Origin of the sequence: Streptomyces sp. NPDC002886 (assembly GCF_042888445.1) — a bacterium.
In the GTDB taxonomy this organism is placed as follows: Bacteria; Actinomycetota; Actinomycetes; order Streptomycetales; family Streptomycetaceae; genus Streptomyces.
On record NZ_JBIAPV010000003.1, the window covers coordinates 1075471 to 1089725 of the forward strand.

Consider the following 14255-nt stretch of genomic DNA (forward strand, 5'->3'; position numbering starts at 1 on the left):
TCTCAATCATGGTCTGAACGGTCCCGGGGATGACGGGGGGCTCTTGAGCGAGCCCCCCGTCAGGCCCGTCAGACCTCTTCGACGCTGCTCGGCTCACGCCGGGACAGGTCGATACCGAGCTCCTCCGCCGCGCGGAAGACGTCCTCGTCGGTGTCGCGCATCTCGATGGACATGCCGTCCGAGGACAGCACCTCCACGTTGAGGCAGAGCGACTGCATTTCCTTGATGAGCACCTTGAAGGACTCGGGAATGCCCGGCTCGGGGATGTTCTCGCCCTTGACGATGGCCTCGTAGACCTTCACGCGGCCGGTCACGTCATCGGACTTGATGGTCAAGAGCTCCTGGAGGGCGTAAGCGGCGCCATAAGCCTCGAGCGCCCACACCTCCATCTCACCGAAGCGCTGGCCACCGAACTGCGCCTTACCACCCAGCGGCTGCTGCGTGATCATCGAGTACGGACCGGTCGACCGAGCGTGGAGCTTGTCGTCGACCAGGTGGTGGAGCTTCAGGATGTACATGTAGCCGACCGAGACCGGCTCCGGGAACGGCTCGCCGGAGCGGCCGTCGAACAGACGCGCCTTGCCGGACGGGAGGACCAGGCGGTCACCGTCGCGGTTCGGGATGGTGTGCTCGAACAGGCCGGAGATCTCGTCCTCGCGGGCACCGTCGAACACCGGGGTGGCGACGTTGGTGCCGGGCTCGACGCGGTCGGCGCCGATGACCTTCAGTCGCTCGGCCCACTCCTCCGCGAGGCCGGAGACGTCCCAGCCGCGGCTGGCGAGCCAGCCGAGGTGGATCTCCAGGACCTGTCCCGGGTTCATTCGGGACGGGACACCCAGCGGGTTCAGGATGATGTCGACCGGCGTGCCGTCCTCAAGGAAGGGCATGTCCTCGATCGGAAGGATCTTGGAGATGACACCCTTGTTGCCGTGACGGCCGGCGAGCTTGTCACCGTCGGTGATCTTGCGCTTCTGGGCGACGTAGACGCGGACCAGCTGGTTCACGCCCGGGGGAAGCTCGTCGCCCTCCTCGCGGTCGAAGACGCGGACACCGATGACCTTGCCGATCTCACCGTGAGGAACCTTGAGCGAGGTGTCACGCACCTCGCGGGCCTTCTCACCGAAGATCGCGCGGAGCAGGCGCTCTTCCGGGGTCAGCTCGGTCTCGCCCTTGGGCGTGACCTTTCCGACCAGGATGTCGCCGGCGACGACGTCCGCACCGATGCGGATGATGCCGCGCTCGTCGAGGTCCGCCAGGACCTCCTCGGAGACGTTCGGGATGTCCCGGGTGATCTCCTCGGGGCCCAGCTTGGTGTCACGGGCGTCGACCTCGTGCTCCTCGATGTGAATCGAGGAGAGGACGTCGTCCTGTACGAGGCGCTGCGACAGGATGATCGCGTCCTCGTAGTTGTGACCTTCCCAGGGCATGAACGCGACGAGCAGGTTCTTGCCGAGGGCCATTTCGCCCTCTTCGGTCGCAGGACCGTCGGCGAGGACCTGGGACTCAACGATCCGGTCACCCTCGTTGACGATGACCTTCTGGTTGACCGAGGTGCCCTGGTTCGAGCGGGAGAACTTGGCGACGCGGTACGTGGTGTACGTGCCGTCGTCGTTGGCGACGGTGATGTAGTCGGCCGAGACCTCCTGGACGACACCGTCCTTCTCCGCACGGATCGAGTCACCGGCGTCGACCGCACAGCGGTACTCCATGCCGGTGCCGACGAGCGGCGCTTCCGCCTTGATGAGCGGAACGGCCTGGCGCATCATGTTCGCGCCCATGAGGGCACGGTTGGCGTCGTCGTGCTCCAGGAAGGGGATCATCGCGGTCGCGACGGACACCATCTGGCGCGGGGAGACGTCCATGTAGTCGACGTCGTCGCCGGCGATGTAGTCGATCTCGCCACCACGACGGCGAACCAGCACGCGGTTCTCGGTGAAGCGCATGTCCTCGGACAGGCCGGCGTTGGCCTGGGCGATGACGAAGCGGTCTTCCTCGTCGGCCGTCAGGTAGTCGACGTCGTCGGTGACGACACCGTCGATGACCTTGCGGTACGGGGTCTCGACGAAACCGAACGCGTTGACGCGGCCGTAGGACGCGAGCGAGCCGATCAGACCGATGTTCGGGCCTTCAGGGGTCTCGATCGGGCACATGCGGCCGTAGTGCGACGGGTGAACGTCTCGGACCTCGAAGCCGGCCCGCTCACGGGACAGACCACCCGGGCCAAGCGCCGACAGACGGCGCTTGTGGGTGAGACCCGACAGCGGGTTGTTCTGGTCCATGAACTGCGACAGCTGGCTGGTGCCGAAGAACTCCTTGATGGAGGCGACGACCGGCCGGATGTTGATCAGGGTCTGCGGCGTGATCGCCTCGACGTCCTGGGTCGTCATCCGCTCGCGGACGACGCGCTCCATACGAGCCAGACCCGTACGGACCTGGTTCTGGATGAGCTCGCCGACGTTGCGCAGACGACGGTTGCCGAAGTGGTCGATGTCGTCGGTCTCGACGACGATCGAACGACCCGACTCACCGACGGTCTCGGTCTCACCGGCGTGCAGCTTGACCAGGTACTTGATGGTCGCGATGACGTCGTCGGTGGTGAGCACGCCGGCGTCCAGCGGCTCATCCGCGCCGAGCTTCTTGTTCACCTTGTAGCGGCCGACCTTCGCGAGGTCGTAGCGCTTCGGGTTGAAGTAGAGGTTCTCGAGCAGCGTCTGAGCAGCTTCGCGGGTCGGCGGTTCGCCGGGACGCAGCTTGCGGTAGATGTCGAGCAGCGCGTCGTCCTGGCCCTGGGTGTGGTCCTTCTCCAGGGTGGCGCGCATGGACTCGTACTCGCCGAACTCCTCGAGGATCTGCTCGGTGGTCCAGCCGAGAGCCTTCAGGAGCACGGTGACGGACTGCTTGCGCTTGCGGTCGATGCGAACACCGACCATGTCGCGCTTGTCGATCTCCATCTCGAGCCAGGCACCCCGGGAAGGGATGATCTTGGCGGCGAAGATGTCCTTGTCGGACGTCTTGTCGATGGAGGAGTCGAAGTAGACACCGGGGGAACGGACGAGCTGCGACACGACGACACGCTCGGTGCCGTTGATGACGAAGGTGCCCTTGTTGGTCATGAGCGGGAAATCGCCCATGAAGACCGTCTGAGACTTGATCTCTCCGGTCTCGTTGTTCGTGAACTCGGCAGTGACGAAAAGCGGCGCCGCGTACGTGAAGTCGCGGTCCTTGCACTCGTCGACCGAGTTCTTCGCCGGCTCGAAACGGTGGTCGCGGAACGTCAGCGACATCGACCCGGAGAAGTCCTCGATCGGCGAGATCTCCTCGAAGATCTCTTCCAGACCGGACTTGGTGGGAACGTCCTGTCCGCTCTCAAGCGCCGACTCGACGCGAGACTTCCAGGCGGCGTTGCCGAGCAGCCAGTCAAAGCTCTCGGTCTGCAGCGCCAGGAGGTTCGGAACCTCGAGGGGCTCCTTGATCTTTGCAAAGGAGATGCGCAGCGGGGCGGTGCTGGCACCGTTGTTCGTATTGGTCGAGGCGTTGCGCGAGGCGGCCAAGAGGGGGTCCTTCCGAGGGCTCGGACTCACTACGCGCGTACCGGTCCCAGCTGACACAGAAGACAAGCGCCCCCCATCTGGTCAAAGGGACCAGCTCAGGGCCGTTCAATCAAGTGTGCTCATGCGTGGGCATGCCCCTGGCGACGGGCAGGGGGCAGCTAACAGGCAGCGCAAAGGGTCAGTGTAGCCACTAGGCTCACTGATGTCCAGACCAGGTTTCCGGAAACCGGCAACAGGCCTTCCCCATGTCGTTGAAACAACCTTGCGTGCCGCCCGGCTCCGCATACGGAGCGCGTAGCAGTACTGCCCTCTTCGTAGTCGATCCATGCCCGATGCGGACCCGATCCATGCCTCGGATCTCGGATCGGGCCTGCCGATCTCACGACGGATCTGAGAATTGCGCGCCGCGTCCCGTTCGTCAAGGCCCCCTGCTCCGAGCGGATCATCGAAGGACCCTGCAGCAGAGCAACGAAGATCACCCTACTCCCCAACGAGACTGGGGCAAGTCAGGCACTCCGGGTACGCCAAAGGGCGACCACCCTTACGGGTGGTCGCCCTTTGAATGGGTCCCAGAAGGGCCCCAGAGGTGTTACTTGACGGTCACAGACGCGCCGGCAGCCTTGAGGGACTCGGCAGCCTTGTCAGCGGCCTCCTTGGCGACCTTCTCGAGGATCGGCTTCGGAGCGCCGTCGACGAGGTCCTTGGCCTCCTTGAGGCCCAGGGAGGTGAGCTCGCGCACGACCTTGATGACCTGGATCTTCTTGTCGCCAGCACCCTCGAGGATGACGTCGAACTCGTCCTGCTCCTCGACGGCCTCGGCGGCGGCCGGGGCACCCGGGCCGGCAACGGCGACGGCCGCGGCGGCGGTGACGTCGAACTTCTCCTCGAACGCCTTCACGAACTCGGAGAGCTCGATGAGGGTGAGCTCCTCGAACTGAGCGAGCAGGTCTTCCTGGCTGAGCTTCGCCATGATGGGCGATCCTTCCACTAAATCGGCAGGTGCCGGATGTATATAGAGGCGGGCGTAACGGCCCGCTTTGACCCACGCACTAGGCGGCGTGGATCAGTGCGCGAGCCGAATTACTCGGCACCGCCCTGCTCGGCGAGCTTGACGCGAAGCGCTTCCGCAGTGCGGACGAACTTCGACGGCAGCGCCTGGAAGAGCGAGGCAGCCTGAGACTGCTTGCCCTTGAACGCGCCGGCCAGCTTGCTGAGCAGAACCTCGCGGGACTCGAGGTCCGCAAGCTTCTTGATCTCATCGGCGGTGAGCGCCTTACCATCAAGGACACCCGCCTTGATGATGAGGTTCGGGTTTTCCTTGGCGAAGTCACGCAGGCTCTTCGCCGACTCCACCGGGTCACCGGTGATGAAGGCGACCGCGGTGGGACCAGCGAAGTGCTCGTCCAGCGCGGTGATCCCGGCCTGGTTGGCCGCAATCTTGGTCAGCGTGTTCTTCACCACGGCGTACTGGGCGTTCTCACCGAGAGAGCGACGCAGCGTCTTGAGCTGCGCGACGGTGAGACCCCGGTACTCGGTCAGCACGGCGGCGTTCGAGTCGCGGAACTGGTCCGTGAGCTCGGCTACCGCGGCAGCCTTGTTGGGCGTCGGCATAGTGCGTCGGCCTCCTTCCGGGTGATGAGGACCGCTCAGAAGGGGCATAAACACGAAACGCCCCGGCGCAGGCGCCAGGGCGTAGCTCAACCGGACGAGTCCGGGAACTTTCCTTGAACACCTGCGCAGGACGTCCGCGGTTAGCGGATCCTTCGGCCACCGCACCCTTGCGGGCACGGCAACGACCAGCGGTCTTTGGCTTCTCCGGAAGAGTACGGGACCGGTGCCGCGCAGAGCAAATCGGTCACCCGACGGCCCCGCGCGCCCCTGAACTGCCAGGTCAGCCCTGGTCTTCGGCCGCGCCCTTCATCATCTCGGCCAGGTCCATGACCTGGTCGGCGGGCGGCGCGGCCACGTCGACCGGCTGGTTGTAGTCCAGGAACTTGATGGTCGTGTCCACCGGCCCCTTGGCCGCCTCACCACGGGTACGGACCTGCTTGGTGTGGTCCGACTCGTCGATCCACATGTCCAGGGTCAGGCTCTTGACGCCCTGCGCCTCCAGGGCCGTGACGGACTGCTCCTGACGCTTCTTGGCGTCGGGGGCCGAGGAGGCCAGCGCGGCCCGCAGGTCGTCGAGGGTGACCGTGCCGCTGAGGTGCTTGGTCTTCACCCCGTCGATGGTCTCCTCGCCAACGTACTTGAGGTCCTTGGCCTTCAGGAGCTCACCCGCCCGGTCACCGGGGTTCTCGCCGCCCTTGTTCGCCGTGCCGCCGGCGCTGTTCAGCTTCTCGGCCATGGCCGGGTCCAGGCTCTTCATGTCGAACTTGATCCACTTGCCCTCGGCGCCGATGAACATCGCCTCGTCGACAAGGCGGATCTCGGCCTTCTGGCCGCCCTCGCCCGTGGTGCTCATCTTCATCGACATCGCCAAGGACGGCTTGATCCGCATGGAGACGTCCCCGGAGAACTGCGCGCCCTCCGCTGTACCGGTCATCGAGTAGTGCAGGGAGGTGAGTTCCTCCGACTTCGCCTTGACCTTCTCCAGGTAGGCGGCCGGGACCACCTCCACCGCGCCCTTCGTGGCGCCCTGGCCGGCCGCTGCCTTCCCCGTGCCGCCCTTCTGGCCGCTCTCGCAGGCCGTGGCCCCACCCACGAGCAGTACGGCGGCCAGCGCGGCCCCAGCGGTCTTCGTACGGTTGCTGTTGCGGTACGCGAACAAGAGTCCCCACCCCTGATGTGATCGTTTGATGAGATCCGACCCTACTGGCCGGGCTGCCGATCGCTCCGGCAATTTCCGGGGCGAAAACGCAGAACGGGCCCTTCTCCCCCCGTGAAGGGGGAGAAGGGCCCGTTCGGGCAACTCAGGCGGGCCGTCAGGCCCGGCTCAGTCAGACCGCGGCCGGGTCTTCCTCGACGAGGAGGTTCCGGGTGCGGTTCTGGTCCAGCAGGATGCCGGGGCCCATGGTGGTGCTGAGGGCGGCCTTCTTGATGTAGCGGCCCTTCGCGGCGGACGGCTTCAGACGAAGGATCTCGTCCAGGGCCGCGCCGTAGTTCTCGACCAGCTGCTCATCGGAGAAGGAAACCTTGCCGATGATGAAGTGCAGGTTCGAGTGCTTGTCGACGCGGAACTCGATCTTGCCACCCTTGATCTCGGTGACAGCCTTCGCGACGTCCATCGTGACGGTGCCGGTCTTCGGGTTCGGCATCAGGCCACGGGGACCGAGCACGCGGCCGAGGCGGCCGACCTTGCCCATGAGGTCCGGCGTGGCGACAACGGCGTCGAACTCGTTGAGGCGGTTGCCCTTGGCGATCTCGTTGATGAGCTCGTCGTCGCCGACAATGTCGGCGCCGGCGGCTTCCGCGGCCGCAGCACGGTCACCGGTCGCGAAGACCAGGACCCGGGCGGTCTTGCCGGTGCCGTGCGGGAGGTTCACGGTGCCGCGGACCATCTGGTCGGCCTTGCGCGGGTCTACACCCAGGCGGAAGGCGACCTCGACGGTGCCGTCGAACTTCGTGGCGGAGGTCTCCTTGGCGAGACGGACGGCCTCGAGCGGGGCGTACAGCTTCTCCCGGTCGACCTTGGCGTCCGCAGCGCGGAGAGTCTTGCTGCGCTTCACTTCTGCTCCTGTGTTGTGATCAGGCATGGAGTCGTGGTGCGGACCAGCGCTTGGCCCTACCACTGTGGTGCTGGGGGGAGGCTGAATCAGCCTTCGACCGTGACGCCCATCGAACGCGCGGTGCCGGCGATGATCTTCATCGCGGCGTCGACGTCGTTGGCGTTCAGGTCGGGCATCTTCAGCTCGGCGATCTCGCGGACCTGGGCGCCGGAAAGCTTGGCGACCTTGGTCTTGTGCGGCTCGCCGGAGCCCTTCTCGATGCCTGCGGCCTTCAGGATGAGGCGCGCGGCCGGCGGCGTCTTGGTGATGAAGGTGAAGGAGCGGTCGTCGTAGACCGTGATCTCCACCGGCACGACCATGCCACGCTGCGACTCGGTCGCGGCGTTGTAGGCCTTGCAGAACTCCATGATGTTGACGCCGTGCTGACCGAGCGCGGGGCCGACCGGCGGAGCCGGGTTGGCCGCACCGGCCTTGATCTGGAGCTTGATAAGCCCCGTGATCTTCTTCTTCTTGGGAGGCATTGCTCTCTCCGGGTCCTAGTGAGAGTTTTCGCCGCCAATCCGGTCATCCGGATGGAGGCATACCGCACCACGATAACGGGTATCGGTGCGAGGCTGAAAACCGAGCAGGTCAGACCGCCCGCGAGGGGGCAATCTGACCTGTCCGGAAGCGTGTGCCAGAAGGCTGTGGATCAGTTCTTCTGGATCTGGTCGAAGCTGAGCTCGACCGGGGTCTCGCGGCCGAAGATCTCGACGAGACCCTTGACCTTCTTCGAGTCCGGGTTGATCTCGTTGATGGTCGCCTGCAGCGTCGCGAACGGGCCGTCGGTGACGGTGACCGAGTCGCCGACCTCGAAGTCCAGGACCTCGATGGCGCGCTTGACGGCGGGCGCCGGCAGACCGGCCTCTTCCGCTGCCAGCTTGGCGGCCTTCTCCTGCAGCTCCGGGGCGAGCATCTTGACGATCTCGTCCAGGGTCAGCGGGTACGGGTCGTACGCGTTGCCCACGAAGCCGGTGACGCCCGGGGTGTTGCGGACGACGCCCCAGGACTCGTTCGTCAGATCCATGCGGACGAGAACGTAACCGGGCAGCTTGTTCTGCCGGACGTTCTTGCGCTCGCCGTTCTTGATCTGGACGATCTCTTCCTCGGGCACCTCGGCCTGGTAGATGAAGTCCTCGACGTTGAGCGAGACGGCGCGCTGCTCCAGGTTGGCCTTCACGCGCTTCTCGTAGCCGGCGTACGTGTGGATGACGTACCACTCGCCGGGCAGGAGGCGCAGCTCTTCGCGCAGGGCCTGGATGGGGTCGACCGGCTCGGCGGGCTCGGCGTCGGCCTCTTCGGCCTCCGCGTCGTCCTCGGCCTCGGCGTCGTCGGAGGCGTCCTCGTCGGAGACCTCTGCGTCGGCGTCGTCGGCGTCGTCCTCGTCGGAGTCGACGGACTCGTCCTCGTCGGACTGGTCGTCGGCCTCTTCGGCCTCCGCGTCGTCCTCGGCCTCGGCGTCGACCTCACCCTCGACGTGCAGCGCGGCCTCTTCGGCGGCGACACCCGCCTCGGCGTCGGCGAGCTCGGCCTCGTCGGGGTCCACAGCGTCTGCAGCCTCGACGATGTCGAGCGCGTCCTCGACGGACTCGACGGAGTCGGGGCTCGCGTTCAGGTTCGGGTCAGACACGGTGGCTGCTTCTTCCTGGATACAAAAGGTGGTCGAACATGCGAAAACGGGCGGCACCCATCAAGGCGCCGCCCTCCGCGGGGATCAGCCGAAGACGAACTTGATGGCTTCCTGGAACCCATAGTCAATCACGGTCACCAGACCGATCATGATGACGACGAAGACAATCACCACAGTGGTGTACGTCGTCAGCTGGTTGCGAGTGGGCCATACAACCTTGCGGAGTTCCGCGACGATCTGGCGGTAGAACAGCGCGAGACGACCCAGAGGGCCCTTCTTGCCGCGCTTGCCGCCCTTGCGGGCCTTCTTCTCGCGAGTGTCATCCTCGGCGTCAGGCATGTCGATGGAGCCCAGGGCGTCCGTCACGTCTCTCACCTGAATCCGGGTCGTGGCCGTAGCCGCGCCCGGTTGCGCCGCACGGCACTGCATCTAAGTACGTACCTGCGCACACACGTCCGAGAAGGAGTGTGGAGCAGGGCCGGAGGGACTCGAACCCCCAACCGCTGGTTTTGGAGACCAGTGCTCTACCAATTGAGCTACGACCCTTTGCGTGTCCCAACCTACCGCATCCAGGCGAGTGCACGGTGTGCTCACGCTCTGCAGCGGTCGACTTGGGCCAACGACGGTTGAGTGTACGTGGTCCGGGCCCTGACGTCGAACAGCGCCGTCCTGACAGACTCCCGTCCGGTAACTGAAACGGAGTGCGGTGCTCGTTTCGCGTCTGGGACGATTGGCCGCATGACCTCTGAAACGCCTTCCACTGAGCGCCGCGTATCCGCCCGTATCGGTGCCATCTCCGAATCCGCCACCCTCGCCGTCGACGCCAAGGCCAAGGCACTCAAGGCCGCCGGGCGTCCGGTGATCGGTTTCGGAGCGGGCGAGCCCGACTTCCCGACCCCGGATTACATCGTCGACGCCGCGGTCGAGGCCTGCCGGAACCCCAAGTACCACCGCTACACGCCGGCCGGCGGTCTGCCCGAGCTCAAGGCCGCCATCGCCGCCAAGACGCTGCGCGACTCCGGCTACGAGGTAGACGCCTCCCAGGTCCTGGTGACCAACGGCGGCAAGCAGGCCATCTACGAGGCGTTCGCGGCGATCCTGGACCCGGGTGACGAGGTCATCGTCCCGGCGCCGTACTGGACCACGTACCCGGAGTCGATCCGTCTCGCCGGCGGTGTCCCGGTCGAGGTCGTGGCGGACGAGACCACCGGCTACCGGGTCTCCGTCGAGCAGCTCGAAGCGGCCCGCACCGAGCGCACGAAGGTCGTCCTCTTCGTCTCCCCGTCGAACCCGACCGGCGCCGTCTACTCCGAGGCCGACGCCGAGGCGATCGGCCGCTGGGCCGTCGAGAAGGGCCTGTGGGTCCTGACCGACGAGATCTACGAGCACCTGGTCTACGGCGACGCGAAGTTCGTCTCCCTCCCGGCGATCGTTCCCGAGCTGGCCGACAAGTGCATCATCGTCAACGGCGTCGCCAAGACGTACGCCATGACGGGCTGGCGCGTGGGCTGGGTCATCGGCCCGAAGGACGTGGTCAAGGCCGCGACCAACCTCCAGTCGCACGCCACCTCCAACGTCTCCAACGTGGCCCAGGTCGCGGCGCTCGCCGCCGTCTCGGGCAACCTGGACGCCGTCCACGAGATGCGCACCGCCTTCGACCGCCGCCGCCAGACGATGGTGCGGATGCTGAACGAGATCGACGGCGTCTTCTGCCCGACCCCCGAGGGCGCGTTCTACGTCTACCCGGCGGTCAAGGACGTCCTCGGCAAGGAGATCCGCGGCAAGCGCCCGCAGACCTCCGTCGAGCTCGCGGCCCTGATCCTGGACGAGGCCGAGGTCGCGGTCGTCCCGGGCGAGGCCTTCGGCACCCCCGGCTACCTGCGCCTCTCCTACGCCCTGGGCGACGAGGACCTGGTCGAGGGCGTCTCCCGCATCCAGAAGCTCCTGGCGGAGGCCAAGGCCTAAGCCTCCGGCGGCTCCACAGCCAAACCCGAGCGGCGGTTCCCCTACGGGGGAGCCGCCGCTCAGGCGTTCGCGGGCCGACCCCGGCCCTCTCCAGCCCCTCCGGCGTTTGAGGAGCGGGGTCCGCGCGGCGCCAGCCCAGCCTCCCGACCCCAGGATTTACGTTCGGGCAAGCCCCCGTTCAGGGAATCGGGCTGCAGGCCGGGGTGAATGTGCGGCAGGATCAACAAATGGAGCACGTACGCGACCTCACGCTTCTGCCGAAAGCCCACCTCCACCTGCACTTCACCGGCTCGATGCGCCCGTCGACCCTGCTGGAGCTCGCCGACAAGTACGGCGTCCGCCTCCCGGACGCCCTCACCTCCGGTGAGCCACCGAAGCTCCGCGCCACGGACGAACGCGGCTGGTTCCGCTTCCAGCGGCTCTACGACGCCGCCCGCTCCTGCCTCCGCGAGCCCGACGACATCCGCCGCCTGGTCCGCGAGGCCGCGGAGGAGGACGTGCGCGACGGCAGCGGCTGGCTGGAGATCCAGGTGGATCCCACCTCCTACGCCCCCCTCCTCGGCGGGATGATCCCGGCCGTCGAGATCATCCTCGACGCCGTCGACGCCGCCTCCCGCGAGACCGGCCTCGGCATGCGCGTCGTCATCGCCGCCAACCGCATGAAGCACCCCCTGGACGCCCGCACCCTGGCCCGGCTCGCCGTCCGCTACGCCGACCGCGGCATCGTCGGCTTCGGTCTCTCCAACGACGAGCGCCGCGGCATGGCCCGCGACTTCGACCGGGCCTTCGCCATCGCCCGCGAGGGCGGACTGCTCGCGGCCCCGCACGGCGGCGAGCTCACCGGCCCCTCCTCGGTCCGCGACTGCCTCGACGATCTGCACGCCGCCCGGATCGGGCACGGCGTACGGGCCGCCGAGGATCCCCGCCTGCTCAAACGGCTCGCCGACCGGCAGATCACCTGTGAGGTCTGCCCCGCGTCCAACGTGGCCCTCGGGGTCTACGAGCGCCACGAGGACGTCCCGCTGCGCACCCTCTTCGAGGCCGGGGTCCCGATGGCCCTGGGCGCGGACGACCCGCTGCTCTTCGGGTCCCGGCTCGCGGCCCAGTACGAGATCGCCCGCCGGCACCACGCCTTCACGGACGCGGAGCTCGCCGAGCTGGCCCGCCAGTCGGTGCGGGGCAGCGCGGCGCCTTCCGACGTACAGGACAAGCTGCTGGCCGGGATCGACCACTGGATCGCTTCGTAAGGGGGCCTCGCACGGAAGGCGGCGCGCCTCAGCGCGTGAGCCGCAGGTCGCCCTCGTGGCAGTCGGCCCGCACCCGCGCGCCGTCCGGGAAGCCGATCTCCAGGTGGGTGCGGCCCTGCGCGGGCAGCGCGAACTCGGCGACCGATTCCACGGTGTCGCCGAGGTGGCGCAGGAAGGGGTGGTCCCCGAGGTCCTCGCCGACCTCGATGCGGCCCCACTCCCCCATGTCGTAGGGCTCGTGCGGCGCCTCGGATTCCACGATGAGGCAGGCGTCGGACCCGGTGGTGATCCGGGTGGACTCCCCGTCGCTGTCGAAGAGCCAGACGTCGAGGGGTGCCTCGGAGCGTTCGCCGTCGCTGATGTGCCAGGACGCGACGACCCTTCGGATCGTGCGTCCCACCAGCCGGGTGGGGTCCGTACCGGCCCCGTGCAGGGGACAGAGCATGGGCGGGCCGGGACTCCTCAGATGCTGACGCCGACCGTCACCGGCTCGTTGACCAGGGTGACGCCGAAGGCCGCGTGGACGCCCGCGACCACTTCGCGGGCCAGGGCCAGGAGGTCTTCGGTGGTGGCCTCGCCGCGGTTGGTGAGGGCGAGGGTGTGCTTGGTGGAGATGCGGGCGGGGCCGTCGCCGTAGCCCTTGGTGAAGCCGGCCTTGTCGATCAGCCAGGCCGCGCTGGTCTTCGTACGGCCCTCGCCGGCCGGGTACGCGGGCGGGGCGGCGTCGGGGCCGAGCCGGTCCTGGGCGCGGGCGAGGAAGGCGGAGTACGCCGTGTCGCTCAGGATCGGGTTGTGGAAGAAGGAGCCGGCCGACCAGGTGTCGTGGTCGGCGGGGTCGAGGACCATGCCCTTGCCGGCGCGCAGCCGCAGGACGGTCTCGCGGGCCTGGGCGGCGGGCACCCGGTCGCCGGCCTCGACGCCGAGGGCGCGGGCCGTCTCGGGGTACTTGATCGGCGCGGACAGGCCGCCCGCGTCCTCCAGGGCGAACCGGACGCGCAGGACGACGTAGCGGTCGGGCCGGTGCTTGAAGAGGCTGTCGCGGTAGGAGAACGCGCAGTCGGCGGCCGAGAGCGTGACGGTCTCGCCGCTCGTGCGGTCGTAGGCGACGACCTCGGTGATCGTGTCGCAGACCTCCTGGCCGTACGCCCCGACGTTCTGGATCGGGGTGGCGCCGGCCGAGCCGGGGATCCCGGCGAGGCATTCGATGCCCGCGAGCCCGGCGTCGACCACGCGGGCGACGGCCTCGCTCCAGTTCTCGCCGGCCGCGAGCTCCAGCCGGGTCCCGTCGAGCGCGAACCCGGTGGTCGCGATCCGCAGGGCGGTGCCGTCGAAGCCCTGGTCGCCGATGACCAGGTTGCTGCCGCCTCCGATGACCAGGAGCGGGGTGCCGCTGGCGTCCGCGGCGCGCACGGTGGCGACGACCTCGGCGTCGGTGGTCGCGGTGACCAGCCGGGCGGCCGGGCCGCCGAGCCGGAAGGTGGTCAGCGGGGCGAGGGGGGCGTCGTGGAGTTCCTGCACGTGGACAAGAGTACGGTCCGCGTCCCGCCGAGCAGGCGGGGCCACGGACCGTAGGCGTATCGCAGGGCCGTACGGGGCCGGATCGGCCCCTCTCAGCCGCGCCCCTCCCTCTCGTCTTCCTTCTTCCCCTCTTCCTTCTCCGTCGCTTCCTTCTCCGTCCCTTCCTTCTCCGTCGCCGCCTCGGCGAGGCGGCGCTCCGCCTCGGCCCAGCTGATGGGGAGCTCGCTCGCCGGGACGGTCCAGAAGACGAACCCGGCCTCCTTCATGTAGGCGGCGGCCGCACGGGAGCTGGAGCGGTGCGGTTCGCTGCCCGCGAAGCGGTAGAGCGCGCTGCGGTCCTCCCAGGCGGACAGGGTCAGGAAGGTGCGGCTCAGGACCCGGGCCCGCAGGGCGACCCCGTGGGCGCCGGAGGCCTTGCGCGTCTGCAGGACGATGCCGGGCGACTTCAGGAAGAACCGCAGTGCTCCGCCCAGGCTCGCGGTCTCGAAGCGGGAGGCCATGACGTAGACCTCGGCTCCGGGGGCGGGCCGGGTGGGCGTGGACCAGGGAATGTCGGGCATGACGGGCCTCTCCTCTGCGGACGTGTCGTACGGAACGTCGTGCCGGGCGGCGGCTGCGGTCCCCCCGCCGGCCACCG

General features: G+C 67.8%; 13 protein-coding genes and 1 tRNA gene. 2 read left to right on the top strand and 12 right to left on the bottom strand.

Going from position 1 to position 14255, the window contains the following annotated elements:
- Positions 1-68 precede the first annotated feature (68 nt).
- The 9 genes from rpoB to ACFYYB_RS17255 form a co-directional block, all read right to left on the bottom strand.
- Entirely contained in the window at positions 69-3551 is a 3483-nt protein-coding gene (gene rpoB / locus ACFYYB_RS17215) for a DNA-directed RNA polymerase subunit beta (RefSeq protein WP_327305098.1), read from the bottom strand.
- Positions 3552-4140: 589 nt separating this feature from the next.
- The gene (gene rplL / locus ACFYYB_RS17220; protein ID WP_266955925.1) at positions 4141-4521 is read right to left on the bottom strand and encodes a 50S ribosomal protein L7/L12; all 381 of its coding nucleotides are present in this window, start codon (positions 4519-4521) and stop codon (positions 4141-4143) included.
- Between the two features lie 110 nt (positions 4522-4631).
- The gene (gene rplJ, locus ACFYYB_RS17225) at positions 4632-5162 is read right to left on the bottom strand and encodes a 50S ribosomal protein L10 (RefSeq protein ID WP_215023401.1); all 531 of its coding nucleotides are present in this window, start codon (positions 5160-5162) and stop codon (positions 4632-4634) included.
- 280 nt (positions 5163-5442) lie between these two features.
- Positions 5443-6321 (bottom strand): LppX_LprAFG lipoprotein, encoded by an 879-nt coding sequence (locus ACFYYB_RS17230; protein ID WP_389435981.1) that lies wholly within the window; start codon positions 6319-6321, stop codon positions 5443-5445.
- A gap of 169 nt (positions 6322-6490) precedes the next feature.
- Entirely contained in the window at positions 6491-7219 is a 729-nt protein-coding gene (rplA, locus tag ACFYYB_RS17235) for a 50S ribosomal protein L1 (RefSeq protein ID WP_266905482.1), read from the bottom strand.
- An 86-nt stretch (positions 7220-7305) separates the two neighbouring features.
- Positions 7306-7740 (bottom strand): 50S ribosomal protein L11, encoded by a 435-nt coding sequence (gene rplK / locus ACFYYB_RS17240; protein ID WP_266905484.1) that lies wholly within the window; start codon positions 7738-7740, stop codon positions 7306-7308.
- A 170-nt stretch (positions 7741-7910) separates the two neighbouring features.
- The gene (nusG, locus tag ACFYYB_RS17245; protein ID WP_389435982.1) at positions 7911-8888 is read right to left on the bottom strand and encodes a transcription termination/antitermination protein NusG; all 978 of its coding nucleotides are present in this window, start codon (positions 8886-8888) and stop codon (positions 7911-7913) included.
- 84 nt (positions 8889-8972) lie between these two features.
- On the bottom strand, positions 8973-9254 hold the full coding sequence (gene secE / locus ACFYYB_RS17250; protein ID WP_030298162.1) for a preprotein translocase subunit SecE: 282 nt from the start codon (positions 9252-9254) through the stop codon (positions 8973-8975).
- Positions 9255-9361: 107 nt separating this feature from the next.
- Positions 9362-9434, bottom strand: a tRNA-Trp gene (locus tag ACFYYB_RS17255).
- 192 nt (positions 9435-9626) lie between these two features.
- Between ACFYYB_RS17255 and ACFYYB_RS17260 the strand changes: the two genes are divergently transcribed.
- Together ACFYYB_RS17260 and ACFYYB_RS17265 are read left to right on the top strand one after the other, a co-directional pair.
- The gene (locus ACFYYB_RS17260; RefSeq protein ID WP_327305102.1) at positions 9627-10853 is read left to right on the top strand and encodes a pyridoxal phosphate-dependent aminotransferase; all 1227 of its coding nucleotides are present in this window, start codon (positions 9627-9629) and stop codon (positions 10851-10853) included.
- Between the two features lie 227 nt (positions 10854-11080).
- The gene (locus tag ACFYYB_RS17265) at positions 11081-12100 is read left to right on the top strand and encodes an adenosine deaminase (RefSeq protein WP_383948076.1); all 1020 of its coding nucleotides are present in this window, start codon (positions 11081-11083) and stop codon (positions 12098-12100) included.
- 28 nt (positions 12101-12128) lie between these two features.
- Here ACFYYB_RS17265 and ACFYYB_RS17270 read toward each other — a convergent pair whose 3' ends face one another.
- The 3 genes from ACFYYB_RS17270 to ACFYYB_RS17280 form a co-directional block, all read right to left on the bottom strand.
- Positions 12129-12545 carry a hypothetical protein gene (locus ACFYYB_RS17270; RefSeq protein WP_254387405.1) on the bottom strand — a complete coding sequence of 139 codons (417 nt, stop codon included), beginning with the start codon at positions 12543-12545 and terminating at the stop codon, positions 12129-12131.
- A gap of 17 nt (positions 12546-12562) precedes the next feature.
- Positions 12563-13618: a UDP-N-acetylmuramate dehydrogenase gene (locus tag ACFYYB_RS17275; RefSeq protein ID WP_389435983.1), complete on the bottom strand. Its 1056-nt coding sequence runs from the start codon at positions 13616-13618 to the stop codon at positions 12563-12565.
- A 92-nt stretch (positions 13619-13710) separates the two neighbouring features.
- A complete protein-coding gene (locus ACFYYB_RS17280) occupies positions 13711-14178 on the bottom strand; it encodes a DUF3291 domain-containing protein (protein WP_389435984.1) in 468 nt (155 codons plus the stop codon).
- Between the last annotated feature and the right edge of the window lie 77 nt (positions 14179-14255).